Source organism: Variovorax sp. ISS6 (assembly GCF_056523145.1).
This window is the reverse complement of record NZ_JAWRZC010000001.1, coordinates 4231558-4256493: the sequence shown is the minus strand read 5'-3', so window position 1 is coordinate 4256493 and position 24936 is coordinate 4231558. Positions and strand designations below refer to the sequence as shown.

At 70.5% G+C, this 24936-nt stretch carries 31 protein-coding genes; 7 read left to right on the top strand and 24 right to left on the bottom strand.

Annotated elements, in window-relative coordinates; translation table 11 throughout:
• Positions 1-71: 71 nt before the first annotated feature.
• Positions 72-1016 (bottom strand): adenylate/guanylate cyclase domain-containing protein, encoded by a 945-nt coding sequence (locus AC1HIL_RS19915; RefSeq protein WP_057594960.1) that lies wholly within the window; start codon positions 1014-1016, stop codon positions 72-74.
• A 347-nt stretch (positions 1017-1363) separates the two neighbouring features.
• On the opposite strand from AC1HIL_RS19915, the gene AC1HIL_RS19910 reads away from it, so the two are divergent.
• The gene (locus tag AC1HIL_RS19910) at positions 1364-1699 is read left to right on the top strand and encodes a hypothetical protein (protein WP_057594959.1); all 336 of its coding nucleotides are present in this window, start codon (positions 1364-1366) and stop codon (positions 1697-1699) included.
• Positions 1700-1789: 90 nt separating this feature from the next.
• Here AC1HIL_RS19910 and AC1HIL_RS19905 read toward each other — a convergent pair whose 3' ends face one another.
• From AC1HIL_RS19905 to AC1HIL_RS19875, 7 genes are all read right to left on the bottom strand, one after another.
• Positions 1790-2788, bottom strand: coding sequence for an LD-carboxypeptidase (locus AC1HIL_RS19905; RefSeq protein WP_479669833.1), 999 nt, complete (start codon positions 2786-2788; stop codon positions 1790-1792).
• Positions 2785-3879, bottom strand: coding sequence for a tRNA adenosine(34) deaminase TadA (gene tadA / locus AC1HIL_RS19900; protein ID WP_479669832.1), 1095 nt, complete (start codon positions 3877-3879; stop codon positions 2785-2787). The genes AC1HIL_RS19905 and tadA overlap by 4 nt, the downstream gene beginning before the upstream one ends.
• On the bottom strand, positions 3869-4087 hold the full coding sequence (locus AC1HIL_RS19895) for a hypothetical protein (protein ID WP_057594956.1): 219 nt from the start codon (positions 4085-4087) through the stop codon (positions 3869-3871). Before AC1HIL_RS19895 ends, tadA begins: the two co-directional genes overlap by 11 nt.
• Before the next feature lie 87 nt (positions 4088-4174).
• Positions 4175-4879: an ankyrin repeat domain-containing protein gene (locus AC1HIL_RS19890; protein WP_479669831.1), complete on the bottom strand. Its 705-nt coding sequence runs from the start codon at positions 4877-4879 to the stop codon at positions 4175-4177.
• Positions 4876-5394 (bottom strand): GlcG/HbpS family heme-binding protein, encoded by a 519-nt coding sequence (locus AC1HIL_RS19885; RefSeq protein WP_057594955.1) that lies wholly within the window; start codon positions 5392-5394, stop codon positions 4876-4878. The genes AC1HIL_RS19890 and AC1HIL_RS19885 overlap by 4 nt, the downstream gene beginning before the upstream one ends.
• Before the next feature lie 108 nt (positions 5395-5502).
• Positions 5503-6132 (bottom strand): response regulator transcription factor, encoded by a 630-nt coding sequence (locus AC1HIL_RS19880; RefSeq protein WP_057594954.1) that lies wholly within the window; start codon positions 6130-6132, stop codon positions 5503-5505.
• Entirely contained in the window at positions 6129-7613 is a 1485-nt protein-coding gene (locus tag AC1HIL_RS19875; RefSeq protein WP_479669830.1) for a sensor histidine kinase, read from the bottom strand. Before AC1HIL_RS19875 ends, AC1HIL_RS19880 begins: the two co-directional genes overlap by 4 nt.
• 66 nt (positions 7614-7679) lie before the next feature.
• On the opposite strand from AC1HIL_RS19875, the gene AC1HIL_RS19870 reads away from it, so the two are divergent.
• Complete coding sequence (locus AC1HIL_RS19870; RefSeq protein ID WP_261205799.1) at positions 7680-8738, top strand: DUF72 domain-containing protein; 1059 nt, start codon at positions 7680-7682, stop codon at positions 8736-8738.
• 1 nt (position 8739) lies between these two features.
• On the opposite strand, the gene AC1HIL_RS19865 is transcribed toward AC1HIL_RS19870, so the two are convergent.
• A complete protein-coding gene (locus AC1HIL_RS19865; protein ID WP_057594951.1) occupies positions 8740-9222 on the bottom strand; it encodes a RidA family protein in 483 nt (160 codons plus the stop codon).
• Positions 9223-9409: 187 nt separating this feature from the next.
• Between AC1HIL_RS19865 and AC1HIL_RS19860 the strand changes: the two genes are divergently transcribed.
• Positions 9410-10024, top strand: coding sequence for a DUF2726 domain-containing protein (locus AC1HIL_RS19860; protein ID WP_261205801.1), 615 nt, complete (start codon positions 9410-9412; stop codon positions 10022-10024).
• Here AC1HIL_RS19860 and AC1HIL_RS19855 read toward each other — a convergent pair.
• From AC1HIL_RS19855 to AC1HIL_RS19830, 6 genes are read right to left on the bottom strand one after another with little or no spacing between them, the layout of a single operon-like run.
• Positions 10003-10323, bottom strand: coding sequence for a non-heme iron oxygenase ferredoxin subunit (locus AC1HIL_RS19855; protein WP_261205802.1), 321 nt, complete (start codon positions 10321-10323; stop codon positions 10003-10005). The genes AC1HIL_RS19860 and AC1HIL_RS19855 overlap by 22 nt on opposite strands.
• Positions 10324-10352: 29 nt before the next feature.
• Complete coding sequence (locus AC1HIL_RS19850) at positions 10353-11312, bottom strand: Bug family tripartite tricarboxylate transporter substrate binding protein (RefSeq protein WP_479669829.1); 960 nt, start codon at positions 11310-11312, stop codon at positions 10353-10355.
• Positions 11309-11677, bottom strand: coding sequence for a chorismate mutase (locus AC1HIL_RS19845; protein ID WP_479669828.1), 369 nt, complete (start codon positions 11675-11677; stop codon positions 11309-11311). The genes AC1HIL_RS19850 and AC1HIL_RS19845 overlap by 4 nt, the downstream gene beginning before the upstream one ends.
• A gap of 3 nt (positions 11678-11680) precedes the next feature.
• Positions 11681-12163 (bottom strand): aromatic-ring-hydroxylating dioxygenase subunit beta, encoded by a 483-nt coding sequence (locus AC1HIL_RS19840; RefSeq protein WP_057594947.1) that lies wholly within the window; start codon positions 12161-12163, stop codon positions 11681-11683.
• A complete protein-coding gene (locus tag AC1HIL_RS19835) occupies positions 12160-13419 on the bottom strand; it encodes an aromatic ring-hydroxylating dioxygenase subunit alpha (RefSeq protein WP_479669827.1) in 1260 nt (419 codons plus the stop codon). Before AC1HIL_RS19835 ends, AC1HIL_RS19840 begins: the two co-directional genes overlap by 4 nt.
• Positions 13420-13449: 30 nt before the next feature.
• Positions 13450-14442: a 2Fe-2S iron-sulfur cluster-binding protein gene (locus AC1HIL_RS19830; protein WP_479669826.1), complete on the bottom strand. Its 993-nt coding sequence runs from the start codon at positions 14440-14442 to the stop codon at positions 13450-13452.
• A 128-nt stretch (positions 14443-14570) separates the two neighbouring features.
• On the opposite strand from AC1HIL_RS19830, the gene AC1HIL_RS19825 reads away from it, so the two are divergent.
• On the top strand, positions 14571-15485 hold the full coding sequence (locus AC1HIL_RS19825) for a LysR family transcriptional regulator (RefSeq protein WP_093341826.1): 915 nt from the start codon (positions 14571-14573) through the stop codon (positions 15483-15485).
• A gap of 55 nt (positions 15486-15540) precedes the next feature.
• Positions 15541-16344, top strand: a complete 804-nt coding sequence (locus tag AC1HIL_RS19820) for an AraC family transcriptional regulator (protein ID WP_422097093.1) — start codon at positions 15541-15543, stop codon at positions 16342-16344.
• On the opposite strand, the gene AC1HIL_RS19815 is transcribed toward AC1HIL_RS19820, so the two are convergent.
• Positions 16345-17238, bottom strand: a complete 894-nt coding sequence (locus AC1HIL_RS19815; RefSeq protein ID WP_479669825.1) for an NAD(P)-dependent oxidoreductase — start codon at positions 17236-17238, stop codon at positions 16345-16347.
• 210 nt (positions 17239-17448) lie between these two features.
• Here AC1HIL_RS19815 and AC1HIL_RS19810 point away from each other — a divergent pair, with 210 nt between their 5' ends.
• Complete coding sequence (locus AC1HIL_RS19810; RefSeq protein ID WP_413763585.1) at positions 17449-18108, top strand: outer membrane beta-barrel protein; 660 nt, start codon at positions 17449-17451, stop codon at positions 18106-18108.
• An 8-nt stretch (positions 18109-18116) separates the two neighbouring features.
• Here AC1HIL_RS19810 and AC1HIL_RS19805 read toward each other — a convergent pair whose 3' ends face one another.
• The 7 genes from AC1HIL_RS19805 to AC1HIL_RS19775 form a co-directional block, all read right to left on the bottom strand.
• Positions 18117-18770 (bottom strand): 2'-5' RNA ligase family protein, encoded by a 654-nt coding sequence (locus tag AC1HIL_RS19805; RefSeq protein WP_261205812.1) that lies wholly within the window; start codon positions 18768-18770, stop codon positions 18117-18119.
• Between the two features lie 177 nt (positions 18771-18947).
• Positions 18948-19556 (bottom strand): nitroreductase family protein, encoded by a 609-nt coding sequence (locus AC1HIL_RS19800; protein ID WP_479669824.1) that lies wholly within the window; start codon positions 19554-19556, stop codon positions 18948-18950.
• A 236-nt stretch (positions 19557-19792) separates the two neighbouring features.
• The gene (locus AC1HIL_RS19795; RefSeq protein WP_057594939.1) at positions 19793-20152 is read right to left on the bottom strand and encodes a hypothetical protein; all 360 of its coding nucleotides are present in this window, start codon (positions 20150-20152) and stop codon (positions 19793-19795) included.
• Positions 20153-20245: 93 nt separating this feature from the next.
• A complete protein-coding gene (locus tag AC1HIL_RS19790) occupies positions 20246-20629 on the bottom strand; it encodes a roadblock/LC7 domain-containing protein (RefSeq protein ID WP_057594938.1) in 384 nt (127 codons plus the stop codon).
• Complete coding sequence (locus AC1HIL_RS19785) at positions 20626-21168, bottom strand: GTP-binding protein (protein WP_296735155.1); 543 nt, start codon at positions 21166-21168, stop codon at positions 20626-20628. The genes AC1HIL_RS19790 and AC1HIL_RS19785 overlap by 4 nt, the downstream gene beginning before the upstream one ends.
• Before the next feature lie 13 nt (positions 21169-21181).
• Positions 21182-21802, bottom strand: a complete 621-nt coding sequence (locus tag AC1HIL_RS19780; RefSeq protein WP_479669823.1) for a hypothetical protein — start codon at positions 21800-21802, stop codon at positions 21182-21184.
• A 210-nt stretch (positions 21803-22012) separates the two neighbouring features.
• Positions 22013-22915 (bottom strand): LysR family transcriptional regulator, encoded by a 903-nt coding sequence (locus AC1HIL_RS19775; RefSeq protein WP_479669822.1) that lies wholly within the window; start codon positions 22913-22915, stop codon positions 22013-22015.
• A 131-nt stretch (positions 22916-23046) separates the two neighbouring features.
• Here AC1HIL_RS19775 and AC1HIL_RS19770 point away from each other — a divergent pair, with 131 nt between their 5' ends.
• On the top strand, positions 23047-23913 hold the full coding sequence (locus AC1HIL_RS19770) for a pirin family protein (protein ID WP_479669821.1): 867 nt from the start codon (positions 23047-23049) through the stop codon (positions 23911-23913).
• On the opposite strand, the gene AC1HIL_RS19765 is transcribed toward AC1HIL_RS19770, so the two are convergent.
• A complete protein-coding gene (locus AC1HIL_RS19765; protein WP_479672773.1) occupies positions 23823-24899 on the bottom strand; it encodes a LysR family transcriptional regulator in 1077 nt (358 codons plus the stop codon). The genes AC1HIL_RS19770 and AC1HIL_RS19765 overlap by 91 nt on opposite strands.
• Positions 24900-24936 lie beyond the last annotated feature (37 nt).

Genomic DNA, 24936 nt, shown 5'->3' with positions numbered 1-24936 from the left:
GCCCGGCCCCCGCGCGCCGTGCACGTCCGGCCACCGCTTCTGGTAGCCAAACGTGACGGGGCCGGCGCCGTTCAGCCGACCGTGCGGCGAGACAGCAGCACGTCGCCGCCCATGGTGTTGAAGGCGATGGTGGGCGCGCTGAAATCGCTGAGCGGCGCGCCGAGGCCGATCTCGCCGCTGCCGTGCAGCACGCACTCCTCGCGCCGCAGCGCGATCTCGCTGCTGGGCCCGGCGTTGCCGTGGAAGCGCACCCAGGTGCCGTAGGTGCTGAGGTCGGTCAGCACGCAGCTGCCCTGGCGCAGCTCGATGCGCGCGTGCAGCCGCGACACGCGCGGATCGTTGACCACGAACTCGGCGTCGTCGACGCGGCCCAGGTGGATCGGCAGCTGCTCGGTGCGGAACATCGAGCGCACGTCGAGCCAGCTCAGCTCGATCTGGCCGAAGTTCGAATCGGCATGGCGCCCCGCCATCAGCGCGGCCGGGACTGTCAGCGAGGCGGTGACGTCCTCCTGCCAGTCGATGCGGTGCACCACCGACAGCTCGCTGCGGCCGCGGATGTTGATCGGGCCGAGGTCGCGGTGATGGACCGCGCCTTCGCGCAACTGGACGATCACCGATTCGGTGGCCCAGATCTGGCTCGGCCCCGCGAGATCGCTCAGGCGCGAGGCCAGGTTGACCGCGTCACCGAAGCAGTCGCCGTCGACCTCGAGCACCTCGCCGCTGGCCACGCCGATCTGCAGCTCCATGCGCAGCGGCGCGGGCCAGGCCAACAGGCGCTTCTGGTGCTGGCGCTGCAGCTCGATCACCGACTGGATCGCGCCCGCGCCCTCGGCGAACAGCGCGAGCACGCCATCGCCGAGCGACTTGACCACGCGGCCGCCATGCTTCTCGCACACCGCCCCGATCCATTGCGTCAGGCGCGTCACCGTCTCCGTGGCCCGGGCATTGCCCATGGCCTCGAAGACCCGGGTACTGCCGGTCAGGTCCGCAAACACCACAGTGGAGTTGACAACCATGTTCTGAATCCGGCCTCACCGCCGTTGTTTTGTGTTGTATCTATCTCCGACCGGACACGGAGAACGCCGAAATCCGGTCATCCCTGGACGGGTTTGTACCGTCAAATCCTTCACCAAGTCGCACTATTCTGAAGAGGAAGAGTGAGGCGTCGGACAAATACTGCGAGCACTGTAGGAATAATCCCGCAATTGCATTAATACTTAAGAAAACACTCTTCAGTTTTTGCTCGAACTGCTACGTAAAGTGTGTTGTTTTCAAACAAGAAACAATGTTCCACAACTTGTCTCTTGATCACCGCCCGATTAAGGTAACCGCCAATCCTGTTCTCGGTGTTACGTAACTCGCCATGACGATCCTCCGCCGCCTGCTTCGTCTGCTGCACCTGTCGGGTGCCGGCAACGCACGCACCAAGGACCTTCAGCTCGGCCGCATCCGCAGCGCGATGCTGTCGCTGCTCCCCTCGCAAGGCGGCCACTCCGTGCAGCGCGTGAGCCAGCGCGTGCGCTTCGCCGCCGATGTCGAAACCCTCTGGTACCTGCGCCAGGACGTGATGACCGCGCTCAGCGCGATCGACGGCGAAACCGCCGCGCGCCGCAAGATGAAGGGCATCAACAGCATGTTCGAAGGCGGCCTGCCAGGCTCGATGGGACCGCGCGCGCACCAGCGCATTCCCCACCACTGATGTGACGGACGGCAGGCGGTCGCGAGCTGCCTGCCGTTCGCTTCGAGGCGGCCTCCGGGCTGCCTTTTTTTTGCGCCGCGCGGGCGCACTTCAGTGGTCGTGGCCGTGGTCGTGCGCGTGATGCGCATGGCCGTGATCGTGGCCATGGGACCGCGCGCCGCCGTGCGGATGGTGGCCCCAGACCATGAACACGTCGCGCCCGTCGGCCGCGAGCTCGACCTTCGCGCCCACCGGCAGCAGCACCTTGGTCGGCACATGGCCGAACGGCAGGCCCGCGATCACCTGCACCTTGCGCAATTGCGCGCGCAGCCGGTCGATCACCGTGTCGAGGCCGAAGCCGCGGTCGTAGCCCGGCACCTTGCGCACGCCGGTGAACTGGCCGAAGACGATGGCGCGCTGGCGGCCGAGCACGCCGGCCATGCGCAACTGCTCGAGCATGCGCTCGATGCGGTAGGGATGCTCGTTGATGTCCTCGATGAACAGCACGCCCTGGTCGACCGCCGGAAAGTACGGCGTGCCGAGCAGGCTGGTCAGCACGCAGAGGTTGCCGCCCCACAGCACCGCGTCGTGCACGGGCTTGAACTTGAGCGCCGCGTCGCGCACCGGGATGCGCCAGCCCGTGCCCTCGCCCTGTCCGCTCGCGAGGTCGTCGAAGCAGGCTTCCATGATGTCGTCGGGCCCGGCCTCGGCGCCGAAATCCTCGCCCACCGCAGGGCCGGCCCAGGTCACGGCGCCGGTCTTGGCGAGCAGCGCGTTCTGCAGCGCGGTGAAGTCGCTGAGGCCGACGAACTCGGTGCCGCGCTCGATGGCCTTGGCCAGCTTCTTGAACGGCACGCCATCGAGGATGCGCGTGAGGCCGTAGCCGCCGCGCGCGATCAGCGCGATGTCGGCTCCGCTCGCGGCCGCGCGCGCGATGGCCGCGAGGCGCGTCGCGTCGTCGCCGGCGAAGCGCTGGTGGAAGGACAGCGCGGCCTCGTCGACCTCGACCTCGTGGCCCAGGGCCTTCAGGCGCGCCACGCCGCGCCGGAACGCGGCCTTGTCGCGCACCGCGCTGGAGGGGGAATAGATGTAGATGTGCTTGTTGCTCACGGCGTCGAGTATCCCATCGCGGCCCGCGCCGCCTCTGCCAGTGCCAGCGCCTGCGCGCGGTCCGGCCCCGAGGACCGGGCCAGCGGGCCGAGCGCGCGCAGCGCGGCCTCGAAGCCGCGGTCGGGGAACGGCGCGCGCCAGGCATCGCGCACGCGCTCGCCGCCCTCGGGCGCGGCCAGCAGCGCCGCGAAGCGGCCCGCGGGCGCGGCCGCATGCAGGGCCGCCGCCAGGTTCGCGCCGGCCTGCGAATGCACGAGCAGCATCGGCGAAGGCGGCAGCCGGTCCAGCCATTCGAGCAGCACGTCGCGATGCCATTCGAGGCTGTGCGCGGCTTCGCGCTTGGGCTTGTCGCTCTTCCCGAAGCCGATCAGGTCGGGCACCCGCACGCGCAGCCCGGGCAGGCCCACGAGGTGGCGGAAGGCATAGCCCCATTCGCCGGGACCGTGCAGGCACAGGCAGGCCACGCCGTCGGCCGGCCCTTCGTCCACGTAGTGCAGGCGCCAGCCGCGCTGCGACGGCAGGTCCTGCACGTGATGCGGCGCGAAGGCGTAGTCGGCCAGCGCCGCGAAGCGCTCGGGCGACGTGCGCAGCGCGTCGTCGCGCAGCGGCTGCGCCTGCTCGCGCGCGGCCGCGCGCCGTTGCTGGAAGAAGTCCTGCAGCAGCGCCGCGCAGTCGGCCGCCAGCACGCCGCCCTGCACCTGCGTCTGGTGGTTGAGCCGGGGCAGCGCGAACAGGTCGAGCACCGAACCCGCCGCGCCGGTCTTGGGATCGGCGGCGCCATAGACCACGCGCGCGAGCCGCGCATGCAGCATCGCGCCCGCGCACATCGCGCAGGGCTCGAGCGTGACGAACAGCTCGCAGCCCTCGAGCCGGTAGTTGCGCAGCGCCTCGGCGCCGGCGCGCAGCGCGTTGATCTCGGCATGGCCGCTGGGGTCGTGCCCGCCCACGGGCGTGTTGCGGCCGGTGGCGATCACGCGGCCGTCCTTCACCAGCACCGCGCCCACGGGCACCTCGCCGGCCTCGGCCGCGCGCCGCGCCTCGGCGAGCGCGAGCGCCATGAAGCCGTCGTCGGTCAAGGGCTCACTCGTCATCGGGCATCTTGCGTTGCGACTGCTGCATCGCGGCGTCGAGGGCCTGCCTGTACTGGTCCTGCACCTGGCGGGCCTGGTCGCGCACCGGGGCCGGGGCCGTCGAGCCATCGGCGGAGACGGGCGCGGCCGTGCCGGCGAACTGCTTCTTCGCGACCAGCGCGACGATCGCGAGCGCGATCACGAGGCCGATCAGTCCGAGGCCGCGCATCTCAGCGGCCTTTCGCGCGGGCGGTGGTGTCGACGGAAAGCGGCATGGCGGAGTCTCGGGCAGCAAAAGCCCGATTCTCCCTCGCAACTAGCGCGCGCCCGCGGCCCTCAGTTGATCGGCCATCGCCGTATAGCCGCGCGCCACCGCGAGCTGGAGCGGCGTGCGCCCCTGCCGGTCGGCCAGCGAGAGATTCGCGCCCGCACCGATCAGCGCGGCCAACGTGCGCTGGTGCCGCTCGCCGCCATCGCCCAGCACCACCGCCTCGATGGCGGCGGTCCAGTGCAGGTTGTTGACATGGTCGAGCGGCGCGCCGGCCGCGATCAGCTGGCGCACCACCTCGTCGTGGCCCAGGTGCGCGGCCGCGATCAGCGCGGTGCCGTCGTAGCGGCTCGTGACCTGCTTCGCGCTCGCGCCCAGCGACAGCAGCAGCGCCAGCGTGGCCGGGTCGTCGGCCACCGCGGCGATGGTCACGGCGTCGTAGCGGTCGTCCTCGAGCACGTCGAGCGAGGCGCCGGCCTGCGCCAGCAGGCGGATCGCCTCGCGCTGGCGCGCATGCGTGGCCACCTGCAGCGCCGTGCGGCCGCGTGCATCGCGCGCATCGAGCCTGGCGCCGCCCGCGACCAGCGTGCGCAGCCGCGGCAGGTCGCCCTGCCAGGCCGCGCGGTGCAGGCCCTCGTAGGCCTTGGCCTCGGCCATGCTGGGCGCGACCTGGGCCAGGGCCGCGCCCGGCACGCCCGCGGCCAGCGCGAGCGCCAGACCGGCGGCGAGCCGAAGCGCGCGCGCCGTTCTCATCCCAGCAGGCCCTTGACCTTCTCGAGCGCGGCGTTCGCGCACTGTTCGTCGAGGTGGCCGCCGGGCGCGCCGCCCACGCCCACCGCGCCGATCACCTCGTTGCCCGACTTCACGGGCACGCCGCCGCCCAGCAGCAGGAAGCCCGGCAGGTAGACCAGGTTCGCGGCGCCGGGGTTCTTCTGCGCGTTCTCCATCATGGCCTGCGTGGGGCTCTTGGCCGAGGCCGAGGTCCAGGCCTTGCGCTCGCTCGAGGCCAGCGTGTGCGGACCGGCGTTGTCGGCGCGCTGCACGGCGCGCACGGTGCCGGCACGGTCGACCACGGTGGCGGCCACGTTGTAGCCGTTGGCGGCGCAGGCGGCGACGGCCTCGGCGGCGATCTGGTTGGCCAGCGCGAGCGAGATGTTGCGCTCGGTGCGCACCGCGGCGGGCGCGGCGGTCTGGGCCTGGGCCAGGGTGGATGCGGCCAGGCCGACGACGGCGGCGGCGAGGGTGGCGAAGCGAAGCGACGAATGCATGAAGGGGTCTCCAGTGAGTGGCGCCGGCCCGTTGCCGACGGCTGCGCCACTGTAGGAAAGGCGCGTCGGCGCGGCCATTCGTACGGCTGCGGGGCGCGCTCCGTAGTTCTACGGAGCCTCGCTATCGACCAGCAGCGCGTAGCGCCGGATCAGCTGCGCCAGCGAATCGCTCTCGAGCTTGGCGAACAGGTTCGCGCGATGCGTCTCCACCGTGCGCGGCGACAGCGCGAGCTCGCGCGCGATCTCCTTGTTGGTGAGGCCCGCGACGATGAAGGCCAGCACCTCGCGCTCGCGCTCCGACAGTTGCGCCACCCGCTCGCGCGCCGCCTGGTCGGCCTGCGAACGCTCGCGCGAGCGCACGTGCTGGCGCACCGCCTGCTGCAGCGCCTCGAGCAGTTGCTCGTCGTCGACCGGCTTCTCGAGGAACTCGGCCGCGCCGGCCTTGAAGGCACGGCGGCACATCTCGACCGTGCCATGGCCGGTCAGCATGATCACGGGCTGGTCCACGCCCTGCGCCACCAGCCGGTCGAGCACGGTCAGCCCGCCGATGCCGGGCATGCGCACGTCGAGCACGATCGCGCCGATGCCCGTGCGGTCGAAGCCCGCGAGGAAGGCCTGCGGATCGGCCCAGGCCTGCACGCGCAGGCCCACGGTGCCGATCAGCAGCGCGAGGCTCTCGCGCACGGCCTGGTCGTCGTCGATCAGGTGCACCAGCGGGGATTGGGGCTGGACGTTCATCGGGCGCTTTCTTCCAGCCGCAGCCGCAGGGTGAAGCGCGCGCCGCGCGGCAATGCATGCGCCGCCTCGAGGCTGCCGCCCATGCCGCTGGCCAGGGTCTCGCTGAGGCTCAGGCCCAGTCCCAGGCCGCCTTCGCGCGTGCTGAAGAAGGGTTCGAACAGGCGCGGCAGCGCCTCGGGCGCGATGCCGCGGCCGCTGTCGACGATGGCCAGCGTGCCCTCCCCGCCCTGGCGCGCGAGCTCGATCTCGATGCGCCGTTCGCCCGCCGGCACGCCCTCGAGCGCCTGCAGCGCGTTCATCAGCAGGTTGTGCACGATCTGCTCGAGCGCCACCGGCTCGCCGAACACGCGCAGCGGCGGCTGGGCCGCGGCATCGAAGCGCACGGCGACGCCGCGCTGCTCGAACTCGGGCGCCAGCAGGTGCATCGCATCGCGCACCACCTCGTGCAGCGCCAGCGGGCGCAGCTCGCCGCCGGCCTCGGGCCGCTCGATCACGCGCCGCAGCCGCCCCACCACGCCGGCGGCGCGCCGTGCCTGTTCGACCGCCTGGCCCATGGCGCCGCGCGCGGTGGCGATGTCGGGCGGCTCCTCGTCGAGCAGCCGGCGCGCGGCCTGCGCATTGGCGAGCACGGCCGTCAGCGGCTGGTTGAGTTCGTGCGCGAGGCCGGCCGACAGCTCGCCGAGCGCATTGAGCCGCGCGACCTGGCCCAGGCGCAGCAGTTCTTCCGCGCGGCGGCGCGCCACGCGCTGGCGCCTTGCGGTCCACAGGCCCGCGACCAGCAGCGCCATCGCCAGCGTCCACAGCGCGATCGCGCGCCAGGGCAGCTCGGACCAGCCCACCTGGCGCTGCGCGACGAGGTCGAAGGGCTGGCTCGGCGAGGCCAGCACCTTGGTGAAGTCGAAGCGCCAGCCGCCCTCGCCGATGCGCCCCGGCTGCAGCACCAGTTGCTGGCCATCGCGCTGCAGGCTCAATCGCACGGGGCTTTGCTGCGGGTTCATGGGCCAGTCGCGCCAGGGCACCGTGCCCGCGAGGTCGATGGCCAGCGCATAGCTCACCGGGTCGGCGCCGATCGCCAGCAGGTAGCGCCCGTGCGGCAGGTCGAGCGCCGCGAACTCTGCGCGATGCAGTTCGCGCGAGCGCGCCTCGGCCCGCGCCAGCGCCTCGGCCTGCGGCCCCGGCGGCCAGGCCTCGCCGCGCGCGCGCCGCTGCACGCCGAGGATCGACGAGTACACGGCGGGCAGCCGCTGCTCTGGACGGTCGGCGCCACCGCCGCTCGCGGGCTCGAGCAATGCGAGCGTGGCCAGCACCGCGTCGTACTGCACCACCTGCTGGCTCATCAGGCGGTGCGCGATGCGCGCGTCGGTGTCGAAGGCCTGGTGCAGCCGCTCGATCTCCGCGCGCGCGAGCCAGACCGCGCCCATGGCCGACAGCGCCAGCCAGGCCAGCCACCATCCGCCGCGGGTGCGCAACCACTGTTTCATGGCGCGGATTGTGCCCGGCAGGCAGCCGCCGTCCGGGCGAGAATGCGCGCCCGAGGCATCAGTGCAATGCAGGACCATCTTTTCCCCGACCTCCCCGGATCTCCCCCTTCGGCGCCGCCCGCGCCCGCGGACGATGCACCGGCTCCGAAGAAATCGCGCGGCGGCACCGTGCAGCCGGCGCCGGCCGATCCCGCGCTGGTCGACCTCGCGCTGCAGCTGCCGCCGCAATTGCGCTTCGGCGGCTCGTCGTGGAACTACCCGGGCTGGGCCGGCCTCGTGTGGGACGGCGAGTACGCCGAGGCCGTGCTGTCGAAGAACGGGCTCGCGGCCTATGGCCAGCATCCGCTGTTCCGCACCGTGAGCCTGGACCGCAACTTCTACCGCGCGCTCACCGCGAGCCAGTACGCGCGCTATGCCGCGATGGTGCCCGACGACTTCCGCTTCGTGGTGAAGGCGCCGAGCGTGGTGACCGATGCCACGGTGCGCGACGAGAGCGGCCGCGGCACGCAGATCAATCCGGCCTTCCTCAGCGCCGAGCTCGCGGTGCGCGAGTTCGCCGAGCCCGCGCTGCAGGGCCTGGGCCACCGCATCGGCGCGCTGGTGTTCCAGCTGAGCCCGCTGCCGCGGCCCGTGCTGGCCGATGTGCCGCTGCTGCTCGAGCGCCTCGCCGCGATGATCGCCGCGCTGCCGCCGCTCACGCCGACCGCGCCCGACGCGGTGGTCGCGGTCGAGGTGCGCGACCCGCAGCTCATGACGCCCGAGTTCGCCGCCATGCTGCGCAGCGTGGGCGCCACCTGGTGCCTGGGCCTGCACGCGAAGATGCCGCCGATCGAGGACCAGCTGCCGATGCTGCGCGCGCTGTGGCCGCGCCCGCTGGTGTGCCGCTGGAACCTGCACCGGCGCCACGGCCGCTACGGCTACGAGGACGCCGAGAAGCTCTACGGCCCGTTCGACAAGATCGTCGACCCCGATCCCGAGACGCGCCAGGCGCTGGCGCGCGTGATCGCGGGCACCGTGAAGGCCGGGCAGAACGCCTTCGTCACCGTGAGCAACAACGCCGAGGGTTGCGCGCCGCGCACCGTGGCGACCCTGGCGCAGGAAGTGGCGGACCTGCTGCTGCGCTGAATCAGTCGACCGCGACGGTCATCTCGACCTCGACCGTCGCGTTCTTCGGCAGCGCATAGACGCCGACCGCCGTGCGCACATGCACGCCCGCGTCGCCGAACACCTCGTGCAGCAGGTCCGAGGCCGCGTCGGCCACCTCGCTGTGCAGCGTGAAGTCGGCGCTGCACTGCACGAACACGCCCACGCGCAGCACCTGGCGCACCGCGTCGAGCGAGCCGAGCTCGCGGCGCAGGATCGCGAGCGCGCGCAGCGCGCAGATCTGCGCGCCCTCGCGCGCCTGCTCGAGCGACACGGTATCGCCCGCGCGGCCCGTGACCATCACCGTGGTGCCCACGCGCGGCACCTGGCCGCTGATGTAGACGGTGTTGCCATCGCGCACGGCCGACGCATAGTGGCCGCCGACGCGGATCTCGCCCTCGAAGCTGTGGCCGAGCTCGGCGGCGATGCGGTCGGCGGTCTGTTGGCGATGGGCGGAGGCGGTCATGGGCGGAATTTCCAGCTGAAAGAAAAGGCGCCATCTTCGCCGCACCTGCGCGCCGCGAACAGATACAGAGCCCGCGAAATGCAGCCGCAACAGAGGCCGCGCGCAAGCCCTGGTCCGAGGCTTCGAGGGGCTTGCCAAGGCCCTCGCTTTCACTCGTGCGAGACTCGCCGCTGAAGGAGAGTTACAGATGAATACATTTCTATTCGTGGTCGTTCTGGCGACCCTCGCCCTGCTCCTGGTCGTGCTGATCGCGCAGAAGCGCAACGACAGCCGCGGCGGTTTCGTCGAACGCCCGCGTCCGCGCGCGCCGCTCAACGAACGCCAGCAGGCCATGTACCACCGCCTGGTGCAGACGCTGCCCGACCTCGTGGTGCTGCCGCAGGTGAGCTTCGGCGCCCTGCTCACCGCGCGCACCCGCGCCGCGCGCAGCGGCTTCGGCCGCAAGATCGCCGACTTCGTCATCTGCGACCGCAACTTCGAGGTGGTGGCCGTGGTCGGGCTCGACGAGAAGGCCGGCCGCAAGGAACGCGCGCTGCGCGAGGCCCACGATGCGCTGCTGGTCGATGCCGGCTACCGCGTGCTGCGCTATGCGCGCGTGCCCGACGTGGGCCGCGTCGAGGCCGACTTCGATCCCTCGCTGGCCACGCCGCGGCTGCAGCTCGGCCCGCGCTTCCTCGAGGCGATGGCGCTCGAGCGGCCGGCCTTCAAGGCCTCGACGCACCAGTGGCATCCGTCGAAGGCCAGGCGCCGGCGCCGCGAGCGCCAGCTGCCCGCCGCCGTTCAGGCCTCGAACGCGAGGTAGACCCGCCCGTCCTCGATCTTCACCGGGTAGCTGCGCAGGTCCTCGGTGAGCGGCGCGCACATCGCCTTGCCGCTGCGCACGTCGAAGCGGCCCTGGTGCAGCGGGCACTCGATCTCGTGGCCCTCGAGGAAGCCGTCGCACAGCCGCGCATGGCCGTGGGTGCAGATGTTGTCGGTGGCGTGGATGCCGTCCTCGGTGCCATAGAGCGCGATGTCGCGGCCCTGCACGTCGATGCCGATCACGTCGTCGGCGGGGACGTCGTCCACCGCCGCGGCGTCGATCCAGGTGATCGTGGTCATGTTCTTTTCCTTCGTGGCGTGGGTGGCTGTCAGTCGGGCTTGAGGCCCGTGCGCTCGATCACCGGCTTCCAGCGCCGCAGTTCCTCGCCCATGAACTTCGAGAGCGCCTCGGGCGTGCTGCCCACGGGATCGAAGTACGCGGTCTGCAGGCGCTTTAGCACCTCGGGGTCCTTGAGCACCGCGGCGATCTCGCGGCTCATGCGCTGCACGATCGCATCGGGCGTGCCCTTGGGTGCCATGTAGGCGAACCAAGGCACGGCCTGGATGTCGGGCAGGCCCGATTCGCGCAGGGTCGGCAGCTCGGGCAGCAGCGCCGAGCGCTCGGCCGAGGTCACGGCGATGGCCTTGAGCCGGCCGGCCTTGGCCTGCGGCATCACCGACACCGGCGGCAGGCAGGCGAACTGCACGTCGCCCTGGATGATCGCGGTGACGGCCTGGCCCGAGGACGCATAGGGAATGTGGACCGCGAAGGACCGGGTCTTGAGCTTGACCAGTTCCACGCCCAGGTGCGAGATCGAGCCGTTGCCGGTCGAGGCGAAGTTGAACTGGCCGGGATTGCGCTTCAGCGCCTCGAGCCAGGACTTGACCGAGTCGACGTTCATGCCGTTGGACACCGCGCACACATTGGGCGTGGTGGCCGCGAGCGACACCGGCACCAGGTCCTTGAACGGGTCGTAGGGCAGGTTCTTGTAGAGGATGGTGTTGTAGACCAGCGGCGCGTTGACCGAGAGCAGGAAGGTGTAGCCGTCGGGCGCGGCCTTCGAAGCCTGGTCGGTGCCGCTGTTGCCGCCCGCGCCGGGCTTGTTCTCCACGATCAGCGGCTGGCCGATGCGCGCGGCGAGCTTGTCGTTGACGATGCGCGCGAGGATGTCGGGCGAGGCGCCCGCGGCGAAGGGCACGATCACGCGCACGGGGCGCTGCGGCCAGTCCTGGGCCTGGGCCGTGATGGCGATGGCGGCCGTGGCCGCGAACACGAGCAAGGTTTTCATGGCCGCGCCTCCACGTCCACCATGCCCAGGTGATCCTGCTGCTCGCGCGCGATGAAGCCCGCGATCAATGCGCGGTAGGCGGCCTCCACCACCTCGGGATAGGCGCCCTCCTGCTCGGCCAGCGCCCTTACCTTGTCGATCACTTCCTGCTGGCGCCGGGGCGCCGAGACCTGGAAGGCATCGCGCTTGAAGCGCGCCGCGTCCTTCACGTAGCGGCCGCGCTCGGCCAGCAGCGCGACGATTTTGCGGTCGAGCGCGTCGATGTTCTCGCGCACCTCGGCGAGGTTGGCGCACAGTGGCCGGTAGGCCGGGTCGGTGAAGCGGCGCAGCGGCGCGCCGTGGGTCTCGGGTTCTTTGTCCTGCATGGCTCAGATCGGATAGATGATGGAATTCGGGATCATTTCGCTGTCGAACACGCACAGGCGCGACGCGAACTTCAGGCCTTCGGGCGTGGACACCACGCGGTCGATGTAGCGGCCCACGTTGAACACGGTCGAGGGCCCGTCGAGCTTGGTGCGGAACACCGCGTAGTTGGCCTCGCTGCGGATGGTGCCGTCGTCGTCGACGCCGTGCACCACCGGCAGCCCGACCACGTGGCGCTGGTAGTACGGGTCGTGGAACAGCGTCTCCTGGATGCCGTAGACGCGGTCCTCGAGCATGCCGCGGCTCTCGAAGGACAGCGTGGCCAGCGGCAGGCCGCGCTCGTGGTTCTCGCGCGGCTGCAGCCGGTAGCTGCACTGCTCGGTGAAGAAGGCCGGCCACAGGCTCCACTGGCCCGAATCGACCGCATGGGCATAGGCCGCATAGAGCCGGGCCAGCTCGAGGTAAGCGGCAGGGTCGAGCTGCTTCATGCGGCCTCCATCACTTCGCGCCAGTAGCGGTACATGCCGCGGATCAGCGTCTCGGTCACCATGTGGTCGGTGTTCTCGACCTCGCGCCCGCCGAGCTCGGCCAGCGTGCGGTGGTAGGGCTTCTGCTCGAAGCCCTGCTGCGAGAACTCGATCACCTCGCCGTCGTCGGCCGACACGAAGCCCGCCGGCCCGAACAGGTTGGCCTGGCGCAGGCGGCGCTGCGTCATCTCCTCGCTGTCGTCCTCGAAGCCGAAATGGGTCCAGACGAAATCGAAGGCATCGTGGCCCACGGGCTGGATGTGGCGCGTCGACACGCTGTTGACCTGCTGCTGCAGGATCAGGCTCGGGAACAGCGTCATCATCACCGCGGTCGGCCCGCCCCACCAGGGCTCGGGCACGATGTCGAGGAAGCGCGGGTCCTTGAGCTGCATGCTCTCCTTGAAACTAGCGACCTGCGTCACCTGCGCGGCCTTGCCCGCGCTGCCGCGCGTGGAGATCATCGCGGCGTGGCGCCCGCGCGCATCCATCTTGAGCTCCGACTTGTTGTCGGCGCGCCAGAGCCCGAAGGTCACGAACCAGGTGTGGAGCAGGCCCGGGTGGTACGGGTCCTTGATGTTCTCCTGCATCAGCTTCCAGTTGCCGGGGATGCGCTGGCGGCTGTAGCCGAGGATGGTGAGCTTGCGGCCGTCGAACAACCGGTCGAAGTAGCGCAGGATCTCGGGGCCGAGGAAGTCCTCGAAGGACTCGATGCCATGGTCGAAGGAGGCGAACACCACGCCGCCGCGCCGCGCCACCTTGAGCTTGTTGAGGCCGTTCTCCTCGAGCTTGAAGTCGCCGGGCATGCCGCCGTTGACCTTGCCGTCCTGCTTCACGCCGCGGCGGAACGGCACGCCCTGCAGGTCGCCCTTGAGCGAGTAGTTCCACTGGTGGTAGGGGCAGACGAAATCCTTGCGGTTGCCCTGGCGCTCGCGGCAGAACTGCATGCCGCGGTGCGCGCAGACGTTCTCCACCACGTGGATCTCGCCCTCCATGTCGCGCACCAGGATCACCGAGCGCTCGCCGATGGCGGTGCGCTTGAAGTCGCCGGGGTTCGGGATCTCGGCCTCGAGGCCGACGTAGCACCAGTGCTTCTCGTAGAAGAAGCGCTGCAGCTCCTTCAGGTGCAGTTCCTCGTCGGTGTAGGCCTTGAACGGGATGCGGCTGGTCTGCTCGTTCTCCCAGCGCAGCTCGATGGGGAACACGGCTTGCGTTGTCATCGCGGGTCTCCTTGTCTTTCCGGCAATTCTTCAGGTGCCTTGCAGGTAGAAGGCATCGGCATGGATCTGCTCGGGCGCGAGGCCGCGGCCGCGCACCAGTTGCGTCACGGCCTCGACCATCGGCGGCGAGCCGCAGAGGTAGGCGCGCCAGCCCTCGAGGCTGCCGGGCCAGTCGGCGCGGATCGCGTAGGTGATCAGGCCCAGGCGCTGGCCGGCCTCGGCCGGGCCGGCGACCACCACCACCTGCACCGTCAGGCGGGGATGCAGCGCCTGCAATTCGCGCAGCTCGGCGAGGCCATAGACGTCGGCCCCCGAGCGCACGCCGAGGTAGAGGTGGATCGATTGCTGCGTGAGCCCGGCCTCGATGGCGCCACGCACGATCGACAGGATCGGCGCCAGCCCGGTGCCGCCGGCCGCGCAGAGCATCGGCCCGCGGTGCTTCGTGCGCAGGTAGGCGGTGCCCAGCGGACCGCTGACACGCACCGCGTCGCCCACGCGCAGCTGCTCGAACACATGCGCGGTGACACGGCCGCCGGGCACGCGGCGCACGTGGAACTCGAGTTCGTCGTCGCGGCCGAGGCCCGCCATCGAGTACGGCCGCGCGAGCCCCGGCGCGAACTGCAATTGCGCGTACTGGCCGGGCGAGAACTCGAGCGGCTTGTTGGGCTTGAGGCGCAGGCGGCGGATGTCGTGGGTCAGCGTGTCGATACCGGTGACCGTGGCCTTGAGCACCCGCGCCGGATGCACCACCACCTCGTCGGGCTCGGGGATCTCGATCGCGCAGCTCTCGGTCAGGGTGGCCTGGCAGGCCAGCACGTAGCGCTCGCCCTGGCCGTCGGGACGGATGGCGTCCTGGCCCGCGTCGAGCACCTGGCCCGACACCAGCTTGCAGCGGCAGGTGCCGCAGCGCCCGGCCATGCAGCTGTACGACACCGGCACATGGTGCTCGCGCAGCACCTCGAGCAGGTTCGCGCCGGGGCGGACCTCGAGCGTGCGGGCCAGGGGGTGGATGTGCAGGTCCATCGGATGTTCTTCTCGTGGGCGGGCGCGGTGCGCCGGTTGTCTCGGGGACGGATGATGCGCGGCCGTCGCCGATTGACCAATAGAATTCCGTGAATCCTCTTCATCACCGAAATGAATAAAGGTCCGGCATGCAGCTCAAGGACATCGACCTCAACCTGTTGCTGGTGTTCGACCGCATGCTGGCCGAGAAGCGCGTGTCGGCCGTGGCCGCCTCGCTGGGCCTGTCGCAGCCCGCGATCAGCAACGCGCTCGCGCGGCTGCGCAAGCTGCTGGGCGACGAGCTGTTCCTGCGCACCGCGCGCGGCATGGAGCCCACGCCCTTCGCGCTGCAGCTGGCCGAGCCGGTGGCCTATGCGATGGGCGCGCTGCACACCGCGCTCAACCAGCAGGTGGTGTTCGACCCCGCCACCAGCACGCGGGCCTTCGCGCTCGCGATGACCGACATCGGCGAGATCTACTTCACGCCGAAGCTGATGGCCGCGCTGTCCGCGGTCGCGCCGGGCGTGACCATCAGCACCGTGCGCAACAACACCGCCACCAACCTGCGCGAGGAGCTCGAGGCCGGCCATGTCGACCTGGCGATCGGGCTGCTGCCGCAGCTCAAGTCGGGCGTGTTCCAGCGCCGGCTGTTCCGCCAGCGCTACGTGTGCCTTTTCGCCGGCAGCCATCCGCTCGCGAAGAAGCGCAGCGTGTCGCTCAAGGACTTCGTCGCGGCCGACCACGTGCTGGTGCAGGCCGCGGGCACCGGCCACGGCAAGGCCGACGACGTGATGGCCGCGCAGGGCATCCAGCGGCGCATCCGGCTGCGCGTGCCGCACTTCGTGGCCATCGGCCACATCCTGCGTTCGGGCGACATGATCGCCACCGTGCCCGAGCGGCTCGCGCAGAGCATCGCCGAGCCCTTCGGGCTGGTGTGGCGACCGCACCCGGTGGCGCTGCCGCAGATCGCGATCAACCTGTTCTGGCACGCCAAGCTGCACCGCGATCCGGGCAACCAGTGGCTGCGCGGCCTGCTGTTCGACCAGTTCGCCGACGGCGACTGAGCACGGTCTTCGGGTTCGGCGTACAAACACGGCCATCGCCCTTTTCCGCATCACGATGGCGCCCTCCCCCCGCATCCGGATCGCCCCCGGCACCGAAGGCATCGAACGCCTCGAGGCCCACCTGCACGGCCAGGCCTTCTCGCCGCACCGCCACGACACCTACGCGATCGGCATCACGCTCGCGGGCGTGCAACGCTTTCGCTACCGCGGCACGCAGCAGCAGTGCCTGCCGGGCCAGTGCCACGTGCTGCATCCCGACGAGCTGCACGATGGCGGCGCGGGCACCGACGACGGCTTCGGCTACCGCATCCTCTACGTCGATCCCGCGCTGGTGCAGAGCGCGCTGCATGGCAGGCCGCTGCCCTTCGTGGCGCAGCCGGTGCTCGATGCGGCGCGGCTGCGGGCCCTCGGCGGCGCGCGCGAGATCTGGGACTTCGATGCCGCGATCGACGACGAGGTGCTGCGCACCGAACTGGCGGTCGCGGTGGCGCAGTTGCTGGCCAATGCCGCCTCGGGTCAGCCCCGGGCGCCCGGTTCGCTCGAGCTCGCCGGCCTCGGACGCGTGCGCGACCACATCGCCGCCACGCCGACCGAACGCCCAGAGATGGCGGCGCTCGAGCGGCTCTCCGGCCTCGACCGCTGGTCGCTCGCGCGCCAGTTCCGCGCGGCCTTCGGCACCAGTCCGAGCCGCTTCCGCACGCTGCGCCAGCTCGACGCGGTGCGCCAACTGCTACGGCGCGGCAGCTCGCTGGCCGATGCGGCCGATGCAGCCGGCTTCGCCGACCAGAGCCACATGTCGCGCCAGTTCAAGCAGGCCTACGGCCTCACGCCCGCGCGCTGGAGCGCGGCGCTGGGCTGATCAGCGCGCGCCGGCGTCGGTGCGCGCCTCGATCGCGCGCACCACGGCCGCCATGTCGAGCGCGCCCAGGCCCAGCGCCTGCGTCTCGCCATAGAGCGCATGGCAGGCATCGAGCAGCGGCGAGGCCACGCCGGCCGCGCGCGCCGCCTCGGCCACCAGCCGGTTGTTCTTGAGCACGTCGACGATCGAGGCCTGCACCTCGAAGTCCTGCGCGAGCAGCTTCTGCGCCTTCATGCGCGACACAGCGCTGGCCATCGGCCCGGCCTCGAGCACCGACACCAGCTTGCGCGTGTCGAGCCCGTGGCGGTCGGCGAAATGGAAGGCCTCCGCGAGGCCCGTGACCATGGTGATCAGGAACAGGTTGACCGAGAGCTTCATCAGCAGCGCCTGCGGCACCGGGCCGCAGACCACGGTCTCGTGGCACATGGGCTTGAGCAGCGGGCGCAGCGCATCCACCGCGTCCGCGTCGCCGGCCAGCATCGCCACCAGCTGCCCGGCCTCGGCCGGCTTGCGCGAACCCGAGACCGGCGCCTCGACATAGCGCCCGCCCGCGGCACGGACCTCGTCGGCCAGCGCTTGCGAATACGCGGCCGAGGTGGTGCCCATGTGGACGATGGTTCGCCCCGCCACGTTGTCCGCGAAGGCCGGCGTGCCGCGGCCCAGCGCCTCGTCGATCGCCTCGCCGTGGGCCAGCATGAGGATCGCGATGCGCGTGCGACGCAGCACCTGCGCGGGTGAGTCCGCGACCTGCGCGCCGGCCTCGCGCAGCGGCTCGGCGCGCGCGGGCGAGCGGTTCCACACGACCAGCGGCGTGCCGGCGCGCGCGAGGTTGAGCGCCATGGGCTGGCCCATGACGCCGAGGCCGATGAATCCGAGGGGTTCGATGTCAGTCAACCGTGTCTCCGTGAATGCATGAGGGATGACGCAAGACCTTATGGCTCGGCGAACGCCGTGTCTTGAAGCCTTGTGCAGCGGCCGGCTTCACGAAGCCTTCAGGGGAGGCGCAGCCTTTCTTCAGGCTCGGTTTCGAGAATGAATGCAACCACCGGCGCACCGCGTGAGGCCTGTGGCTCCCTTCTTTTTCATCTCACTTCCAGGCATTTCATGCATTCCATCCAAGCCTCGCTCCCGAAGACTTCGCCCCTGCGCACCGCCGTCCTCCTGTCCGCCCTGCTGCTGGCCGCCGCCGCGTCGACGCAGGCCGGCGCGGCCGACTACGGCAAGGACGGCACCCGCCTGTACGTGGGCGGCGCCATCGGCCGCTCGAGCTACAGCCTGCCCTCGTCCTCGCGCGTGCCCGTGCCCTGGGGCGGCGAGAAGAACAGCAAGAGCGGCACCGCGTTCAAGCTCTATGGCGGCTACCGCTTCAGCGACACCTTCGGCGTGGAAGGCGGCTATGCGCGGCTGGGCCGAGTGAAGCAATGGAACACCAGCTACAGCGTGTTCGGCGCGAACTCGGTGCTCGAGAACGGCACCGGCCAGGTGTTCTACGCGGCCGCCACCGCGCGGCTGCCGCTGGGCGAGTCGTTCGCGCTCAACGGCCGGCTCGGCGTGGCGCATGGCCGGGTCTCGGCCGGCAACAGCCACCGCCTGTTCGGCGGCGAGAGCATCGGCGGCAACGGCACGGGCCTGATGGCCGGCTTCGGCGCCGAGTACGCGGTGACGCGCAATCTCTCGATCACCGCCGACTACGACTACTTCGGCAAGGTCTCGAAGCACGCCAAGGCCGGCCTGCTGACCGTGGGCGTGCGCGCGAACTTCTGACGCGGGCGTCAGCCCGGCAGCGCCCAGCGGCCCAGCACCTCGTGCACGCCCTCGGCGCGCCGGCTGTCGATCAGCGCGAAGCTCGCGGCGGTCCAGCGCACCGGCTCCACCGTGGCCGGTTCCATCGCGCCGCGCAGGTACGACACCGTCAGGTGCGGCGTGAAGGCGCGCTTGGGCGCGAAGCCCGCGTCGGCCAGCACCTCGCCCAGGCGCTGCCTGAAGGCCGCGAGCGCGGCCACTTCGCCGTTGTCGCCACCGAGCAGCACGCAGGCGCCCTTGGCGAAGCGCATCACGCCGTCGAACGCCACCTCGAAGCGCGGCAGGTGCAGCCGCGAGGCGGCCGCGATCGCGAGCTCGACCCTGTCGCGCGGCAGCTCGTCGTGCTCGCCCAGGTCATGCAGCGTGACGTGCAGCCGGTCGGGCTCCACATGCATGGCGCGGAGGTCCCGTTCCGCATGCCATTGCGCGCTCCAGGCCGCGATGCGCGCGGCATCTTCCTCGCCGGGATGGAGCGCGAAGAACAGCACGTGCGCCGGCGGCGGCTTGCGCGGCGCGCGTTGGCCGGGCGTGGCGCGCTCACGCGTGCGCAGCGGTGGCGGCGGTGCGTCGATGCCGGGCAGCAGCAACTGCTCGGGCGCGGGCGCGGTGCGGCGGGACTTCATGCGCGTCGGCCCTCGTGCGGGGACGTGGGCGCGCGGCGGCGGGTGTGGCGGATGGCGGCAGTCAAGCGTGGGGGCACGTGCGGTGGCGGTCGAGGACCGCACGGCGGATGGCATTCGTGGGAGGGGCTGAATGGTACAGATGCCCGGCGCGATCCGGGGCCGCCGCGCGAAGAAATTTCAGCGGGCCGCGTCGATCGCCGGGCTCGTCCATTCGCGCACGAAGGCCTCGGGCGCACGGCGCTCGGGCGCGCGCGTCGCCTCCTTCGGCGTGCCGACGTAGAGGAAGCCCAGCAGCCGGTCCGACTCGCCCAGGCCCAGCGCGCCACGCACATTCGGGTCGTAGCTGTTGAGCCCGGTGGCCCAGAAGCCGCCATAGCCCAGCAGGTGCAACGCATTGAGCATGTTCATCGCGGCGGCGCCGACCGCGAGCACCTGTTCGGACTCGGGAATCTTGTGCGGCGCCAGCACGCGCGCGCAGAGCGCGATCAGCAGCGGCGCGGCCATCGCCTTGTTGCGGAAGCGCTCGCCGTCTTCTTCGGGATCACGCTCCCGCGCGGCTCGTGCGAACACCTCGCCGAGCGCGATGCGGGCATCGCCGCGGATGGTGATGAAGCGCCAGGGTTGCAGCTGGCCGTGGTCGGGCGCGCGCAGCGCGGCCTGGAAGACGAGGTCGAGCTCCCGTTGCGGCGGCGCGGGATCGGTCAGCGGCCAGGGGGAATGGCGTTGCAGCAGCAGGTCGAGGGCTTCGCGCCGGAGCGAAGCGGGGATGTCGGTGTCGGCATGCATGTCGGCGTCCTTCGGTTCGAGACGAGGAAGCCGCCCCGCGGGGAGTGACAGGTGCTGCAAGGGTTCAGTGGCGGGCTGTCCCGCCGCATCGGGCGAGATGGCTGGCATCCGGCTCCTCGTGCGCGACGAAGAAAGCGGTCACCAAGGTTCGACGGGGCGGCGAACGAGCGAGCCATCGTATCGACGCCGCATTGCCCATGCACCGGGTGCGTATAAGGCACCCGGTGCGCGCAGGCTCAGAAGTTCATGTCCTTCTCGACCTCCTGCAGCTTGCGCCGAGCCAGCGCCAGGTTCGACTTGGCCTTGTCGAGCACGAAGTAGATGAACACGCCCTCCTTCTGCGCCATCGGCCGCAGCAGGTGGTACTGCTTGCCGAGCGTGATCAGGATGTCCTCGATGCTGTCGTTGAGGCCGAGGGCGCGCATCGTCTTGAGCTTGGCGCGCATCACTTCGGTATTGCCGGCGGCCGCCACTTCGAGGTCGACGCCGGTGCCGATGGCGCCGAGCATCATGCCGCTGGCGGAATCGACCACGGCGGCGCACAGGGCGCCGTCGGCGGTCAGGAGGTTGTCGAGGCTGTTCTGGATCGTGGCCATGTGTCTTGTTCCCTGTCGATGATCATGCGAATGAAAGGATGAAGCGGCGGCGTCGCATGCAACCCGCCTCCGCCGGAAATTGCGATCGGCGCGTCAAGGCGCCTCGAGCGTCCGCACGCAGGCGGCGGTCCGGTACATCACCTGCGCGAGCACCGCGCCGGCGTCGGCGATGACGTTGACCACCAGCTCCGTCTCGCCGTTGCGCACCGGGCTCACCAGCGCGAAGCCCTTGTCGGTGGCCACCGTGATGCAGGTGCAGCGGCCGAGCCGCGCCTCCTGCGAGGCGACGGCCCCGATGGCGGCCATCGAACTGGCCATCGCTGCGATGCGCGAGGGGTCGAAGTCGCGCAGGCTCGCATGGGCGATCTCGAAGCCGTCGGGCGTGGCGACCACCACGGAGACGACGCCGCTCGTCTCGTCGAGCACGCCGCGGGCCTCGGCCGCGGCGCGCAGCCTGAGCGCGTGGGGAATCTTCATGGCGCGACCTCCTCGTCGATCGCCTCGATCTGCATCAGCAAGGTCTCGATCAGGGCGACGACTTCGTCCTTTCGGCGCGGATCCATCGCCAGCACCGGCAGCACCAGCCCGCGGGCCGCGAGCGCACCGGCGTAATCGTCGAGCGTGGGCGCGGGATGCGTGGGCAGCCGGGTGACGCCGATCGTGCAGGGCATCTTCTGGAGCGCACCCGCGAAGCCGTCGAGGTAGGCCGCCAGGTCGGCGAGCGGATCGGGCCGGCTGTTGTCGATCAGGATCGCGAGGCCCAGCGCATCGCGCACCAGGATCTTCCACATGAAGTCGAAGCGGGCCTGCCCCGGCGTGCCGTACAGGCGCAGCCGGTCGCCGTTGTCGAGCGTCACCTGGCCGAAGTCCAGTCCCACCGTCGTGGTGGCCTTGGCCACGGAGGCATCGGCATTGGCGACCTCGGTGGCGATGGGCGCGGTCTCGCTGATGGCGGCGATGGCCGTGGTCTTGCCCACGCCCATCGGGCCCGTGAAGACGAGCTTGAAATCCCTCATGGCGCGCCCGTGCTCAGGACAGGCCGAGACGCCGGCGGATGCGCGAAAGCAGCCCCTGCTTCTGCCGCCGAGCGTCGGCGGTCGCGGCCGCGCGAGGCGCACTCGACGCCTCCCGGGTCCAGGCCAGGGCGCCTTCTTCCGCCAGCAGGCGAAGGAAGGCGCGGCACGCCTCGACATCGACCTGGCCCAACGCGGCGAGGCTCTCGGCCGACTGCGCGCTCTTGGAGAGCGCGGCCGCCAGCCTGACGTGGGCCGGGTGGCGCTGCAGCGTCGCCTGCGAAGGCCAGCGCGTCAGCGAGGCGCGCGCGCCGGCCTGCGCCGCGTCGTCCGGCGACGCGTTCGGCGTGACCTTGTTGAGCAGCTCGACCACCTCTTCGGCATAGATGGGGCGAGCCAGCGCGCAACTGGCGAGCGTGGCGGCATCGGCGCCGCGAGGCACCATGGGCACCACGAAACGTGCCGGCGGCGCCTGCCGCTCGGCGGCGGGCCCGTCGCCATCGACCAGCAGCAGGTCGCAGGATTGCGATTCGCTGACCGTCCAGCGCGAGCGGAGATTGGAACTGAGGCGGACGATGATTCTCAGGAGCTCGACCTCAACCGGAGGGAGCCCCATGACGCCCAGAACGAGTGGCATAACTTCTTCCCTGACTGTATTTTTTTGATACGTGCATATTGTTAATGTTGTTAATCAAAGGATGTACAGATGTACAAGTGCAGCCCGACATTCGGGCAAACACTGAGAAGAAATCCACAACACTTGTTGCCGGCGATGGGTTTCAAGTTGCGATTGACGCGAATTGTTGCGAATCGAGCACCCCTTGCACCCGGCAAATGGAACGCAGGTTCAGTCCTCGTCCAACGCCGCGAAACGCTCCGCCAGGAAGTCCACCAGCGCCCGCACCGCCGGCAGCAGCCCGCGCCGCGAAGCGAACACCGCATGGATGATCTCGCGCCGCGGCGCCCAGCCCGGAATCACGTGGATCAGCTCGCCGCGCGCGATCTGCTCGCGCACCATCATCGAGGGCAGTTGCACGACGCCCACGCCCGCGAGGGCCGCGGCGCGCAACGCGAGCATGCCGCGCGTGACGAGGCGCGGGTGGTGGCGGATGGCGGCCTGCGCGCCGTCGGGGCCGATCAGGGTCCACACATGCTCGTGCTGCGGCAGGCCGAGGTCCATGCTCGGCAGGCCCGCGAGATCGGCGGGCGCACTCGGGATGCCGCCCGACAGCAGTTGCGGATGCGCGACCAGGCACTGCCCGCGCCCGGCGAGCACGCGCATCACGAGTTCGCTGTCCTCGATCGGCGGCGGCCGCACGCGGATCGCCACGTCGACGCCCTCGCCCACCACGTCCACGCGGCGGTTGGTTTCCTCGAGGTGGATCTGCACGCGCGGGTGCGCGACCATGAAGGCCGCCACCATGTCGCCGACATGCGTGTCGAGCAGCGCCACCGGGCAGGTCATGCGCACCACGCCGCGCGGCTCGGCCTGGGTCAGCGCGATGGCCTCGTCGGCCGCCTCGGCCTCGACCAGCATCGCCTTGCAGTGGCCGTAGTAGGTCTGGCCCGGCTCGGTGACGGCGAAGCGCCGCGTCGAGCGCTGGATCAGGCGCGTGCCCAGGCGCTCCTCGAGCAGCGCGATGCGCCGGCTGAGCTTGGACTTGGGCATGCCCAGCGCGCGGCCCGCGGGCGCGAAGCCGCCGTGGTCCACCACCTGCACGTAGTAGTAGAGGTCGTTCAGGTCCTTCATCGCTCGCACCCCCCATCGTTCACAAAATAGAACGCTGATGGCAAATATTGCCGTCTACCGCAGCCATCGTTCAACCCATATTCTCTATCCATCGGCCAGGACCCTCGTCCTGGCGACGCAAGGAGATGAAGATGAAGAAGGTTCTCGGTGTCTACAGCGCCCCTCGCACGCACTGGGTGGGCGACGGTTTTCCGGTGCGCTCGCTGTTCGGCTACGACGGCCTGGGCAAGCACCTGAGCCCGTTCCTGCTGCTCGACCATGCGGCGCCGACCGCCTTCGAACCGGCCGTCCGCCCGCGCGGCGTGGGCCAGCATCCGCACCGCGGTTTCGAGACCGTGACCATCGTCTACCAGGGCGAGGTCGAGCATCGCGACTCCACCGGCGCGGGCGGCCTGATCGGCCCGGGCGACGTGCAATGGATGACCGCCGGCGGCGGCATCCTGCACGAGGAGTTCCACTCGCGCGGCTTCACCGAGCGCGGCGGCACGATGGAGATGGTGCAGCTCTGGGTCAACCTGCCCGCGAAGGACAAGATGGCCGAGCCCGGCTACCAGACCCTGCTCGACGCGCAGATCCCGTCGGTGGACCTGCCCGAGGGCGCGGGCCGGGTGCGCGTGATCGCCGGCGACTTCGACGGCCAGCGCGGCCCGGCACGCACCTTCACGCCGATGGACGTATGGGACCTTCGCATCGCCCAGGGCCGCGTCGGCCGCTTCGAGGCGAAGGAAGGCCGCACGCTGGCGCTGGTGGTGTTGCGCGGCACGGTGCTGGTCAACGGCGAGACGGTCGCGCGCGAGGGGCAGCTGGTGCATCTGGACACCGCCGGCAGCGGCGTGGAGATCGAGGCCAACAGCGACGCGACGGTGCTGTGGCTGTCGGGCGAGCCGATCGACGAGCCCGTGGTGGGCTACGGCCCGTTCGTGATGAACAGCGAGGCCGAGATCCGCCAGGCCATGGCTGACTTCAACGGCGGCCGCTTCGGCCGCATGCCGGCCTGAGCGATCGAGCCCCCGCGTTTCGAAAAGACGCGGGGGCTTTTTTCATTCAGGGGCCGTCGCCGGCCCGCAGAATCCGACTCGCGCGTCACCGTCTTGGCCAGCAGCCGCAAGGTGCTCGCGCAGGCCGCGACCGCCTCGGACAGCACGCCGCTGCGCCGGTAGGCCAGCCCCAGGTCCATCGACGGCACCGCGCCCGCCATCGCCGTGCGGCGAATGCGCCCGCCGTCGTGCGACCACGGGCGAAACACCAGGTCCGACAGGATCGTGACGCCGACGTTCTGAGCGACCAGGCTGCGCACGGCCTCGATCGATTTGGTCCGGAACACGACCTTGGGCTCGAGCTTCGCCGCGCCCCAGTAGCGGCCCACGGTCTCCACGTGCTCGTCCATGTCGAGCAGCACGAAGGGCAGCTCCGCGATCTCCTTCAATGACACCGACTGCCCGGTTGCCAATGGATGGTCGAGCGAGGTCCACAGGCGCCGCTGCGACTTCAGCAGGTTCTCGCGCCGGATGTCGGGCGCCTGCGAGAGGTTCGAGACCAGCACCACGGCGAGGTCGAACTCGCCGCTGCGCAGCCCCGCCTCGATCTCTTCGCGGTTGCGTTCGACCGGTTCGAACTCGATCAGCGGCAGTTGCCGCCGCATGGCGCCGATGATCTTCGGCAGCATGTATTCGGACACCGTGTCCGTGATGGCGATGCGCACGCGCCCTTCGACGGAAGACGCCGAGCCGTGGGTCTCCTCCACCGCCACTTCGAGCGTGCGCAGGATGTGCTGCGCGTGGCGCAGGAAGCCTTCGCCATACACCGTGAGCCGCAGCCCGTCGGAGTGCCGCGTGAAGAGCTGGACCTTCAGCGCGGTCTCGAGATTGCGCAGCGAGGTCGTCAACGAAGGCTGGCTCACGTAGCAGCGCTGCGCCGCGCGCGAGACCTGCCCCGTGTGGGCCGTGGCGACGAAGTGCTGCAGTTGCTTGATCGTGATCGACATAGATCGATCCTATATCACTCTATTGATATTCAATATT

Excerpts from the sequence above, each read along its gene's own strand:
- AC1HIL_RS19785 (WP_296735155.1), bottom strand. The coding sequence starts at position 21,168 with ATGAGGGATTTCAAGCTCGTCTTCACGGGCCCGATGGGCGTGGGCAAG.
- AC1HIL_RS19855 (WP_261205802.1), bottom strand. The coding sequence starts at position 10,323 with ATGACCACGATCACCTGGATCGACGCCGCGGCGGTGGACGACGTCCCC.
- AC1HIL_RS19850 (WP_479669829.1), bottom strand. The coding sequence starts at position 11,312 with ATGAAAACCTTGCTCGTGTTCGCGGCCACGGCCGCCATCGCCATCACG.
- AC1HIL_RS19820 (WP_422097093.1), top strand. The coding sequence starts at position 15,541 with ATGGCGCCCTCCCCCCGCATCCGGATCGCCCCCGGCACCGAAGGCATC.
- AC1HIL_RS19860 (WP_261205801.1), top strand. The coding sequence starts at position 9,410 with ATGAATACATTTCTATTCGTGGTCGTTCTGGCGACCCTCGCCCTGCTC.
- AC1HIL_RS19835 (WP_479669827.1), bottom strand. The coding sequence starts at position 13,419 with ATGACAACGCAAGCCGTGTTCCCCATCGAGCTGCGCTGGGAGAACGAG.
- AC1HIL_RS19805 (WP_261205812.1), bottom strand. The coding sequence starts at position 18,770 with ATGAAGTCCCGCCGCACCGCGCCCGCGCCCGAGCAGTTGCTGCTGCCC.
- AC1HIL_RS19780 (WP_479669823.1), bottom strand. The coding sequence starts at position 21,802 with ATGCCACTCGTTCTGGGCGTCATGGGGCTCCCTCCGGTTGAGGTCGAG.
- AC1HIL_RS19875 (WP_479669830.1), bottom strand. The coding sequence starts at position 7,613 with ATGAAACAGTGGTTGCGCACCCGCGGCGGATGGTGGCTGGCCTGGCTG.
- AC1HIL_RS19800 (WP_479669824.1), bottom strand. The coding sequence starts at position 19,556 with ATGCATGCCGACACCGACATCCCCGCTTCGCTCCGGCGCGAAGCCCTC.
- AC1HIL_RS19765 (WP_479672773.1), bottom strand. The coding sequence starts at position 24,899 with ATGTCGATCACGATCAAGCAACTGCAGCACTTCGTCGCCACGGCCCAC.
- AC1HIL_RS19880 (WP_057594954.1), bottom strand. The coding sequence starts at position 6,132 with ATGAACGTCCAGCCCCAATCCCCGCTGGTGCACCTGATCGACGACGAC.
- AC1HIL_RS19890 (WP_479669831.1), bottom strand. The coding sequence starts at position 4,879 with ATGAGAACGGCGCGCGCGCTTCGGCTCGCCGCCGGTCTGGCGCTCGCG.
- AC1HIL_RS19775 (WP_479669822.1), bottom strand. The coding sequence starts at position 22,915 with ATGAAGGACCTGAACGACCTCTACTACTACGTGCAGGTGGTGGACCAC.
- AC1HIL_RS19810 (WP_413763585.1), top strand. The coding sequence starts at position 17,449 with ATGCATTCCATCCAAGCCTCGCTCCCGAAGACTTCGCCCCTGCGCACC.
- AC1HIL_RS19790 (WP_057594938.1), bottom strand. The coding sequence starts at position 20,629 with ATGAAGATTCCCCACGCGCTCAGGCTGCGCGCCGCGGCCGAGGCCCGC.
- AC1HIL_RS19840 (WP_057594947.1), bottom strand. The coding sequence starts at position 12,163 with ATGAAGCAGCTCGACCCTGCCGCTTACCTCGAGCTGGCCCGGCTCTAT.
- AC1HIL_RS19865 (WP_057594951.1), bottom strand. The coding sequence starts at position 9,222 with ATGACCGCCTCCGCCCATCGCCAACAGACCGCCGACCGCATCGCCGCC.
- AC1HIL_RS19845 (WP_479669828.1), bottom strand. The coding sequence starts at position 11,677 with ATGCAGGACAAAGAACCCGAGACCCACGGCGCGCCGCTGCGCCGCTTC.
- AC1HIL_RS19910 (WP_057594959.1), top strand. The coding sequence starts at position 1,364 with ATGACGATCCTCCGCCGCCTGCTTCGTCTGCTGCACCTGTCGGGTGCC.
- AC1HIL_RS19870 (WP_261205799.1), top strand. The coding sequence starts at position 7,680 with ATGCAGGACCATCTTTTCCCCGACCTCCCCGGATCTCCCCCTTCGGCG.
- AC1HIL_RS19830 (WP_479669826.1), bottom strand. The coding sequence starts at position 14,442 with ATGGACCTGCACATCCACCCCCTGGCCCGCACGCTCGAGGTCCGCCCC.
- AC1HIL_RS19795 (WP_057594939.1), bottom strand. The coding sequence starts at position 20,152 with ATGGCCACGATCCAGAACAGCCTCGACAACCTCCTGACCGCCGACGGC.
- tadA (WP_479669832.1), bottom strand. The coding sequence starts at position 3,879 with ATGACGAGTGAGCCCTTGACCGACGACGGCTTCATGGCGCTCGCGCTC.
- AC1HIL_RS19825 (WP_093341826.1), top strand. The coding sequence starts at position 14,571 with ATGCAGCTCAAGGACATCGACCTCAACCTGTTGCTGGTGTTCGACCGC.
- AC1HIL_RS19915 (WP_057594960.1), bottom strand. The coding sequence starts at position 1,016 with ATGGTTGTCAACTCCACTGTGGTGTTTGCGGACCTGACCGGCAGTACC.
- AC1HIL_RS19895 (WP_057594956.1), bottom strand. The coding sequence starts at position 4,087 with ATGCGCGGCCTCGGACTGATCGGCCTCGTGATCGCGCTCGCGATCGTC.
- AC1HIL_RS19770 (WP_479669821.1), top strand. The coding sequence starts at position 23,047 with ATGAAGAAGGTTCTCGGTGTCTACAGCGCCCCTCGCACGCACTGGGTG.
- AC1HIL_RS19885 (WP_057594955.1), bottom strand. The coding sequence starts at position 5,394 with ATGCATTCGTCGCTTCGCTTCGCCACCCTCGCCGCCGCCGTCGTCGGC.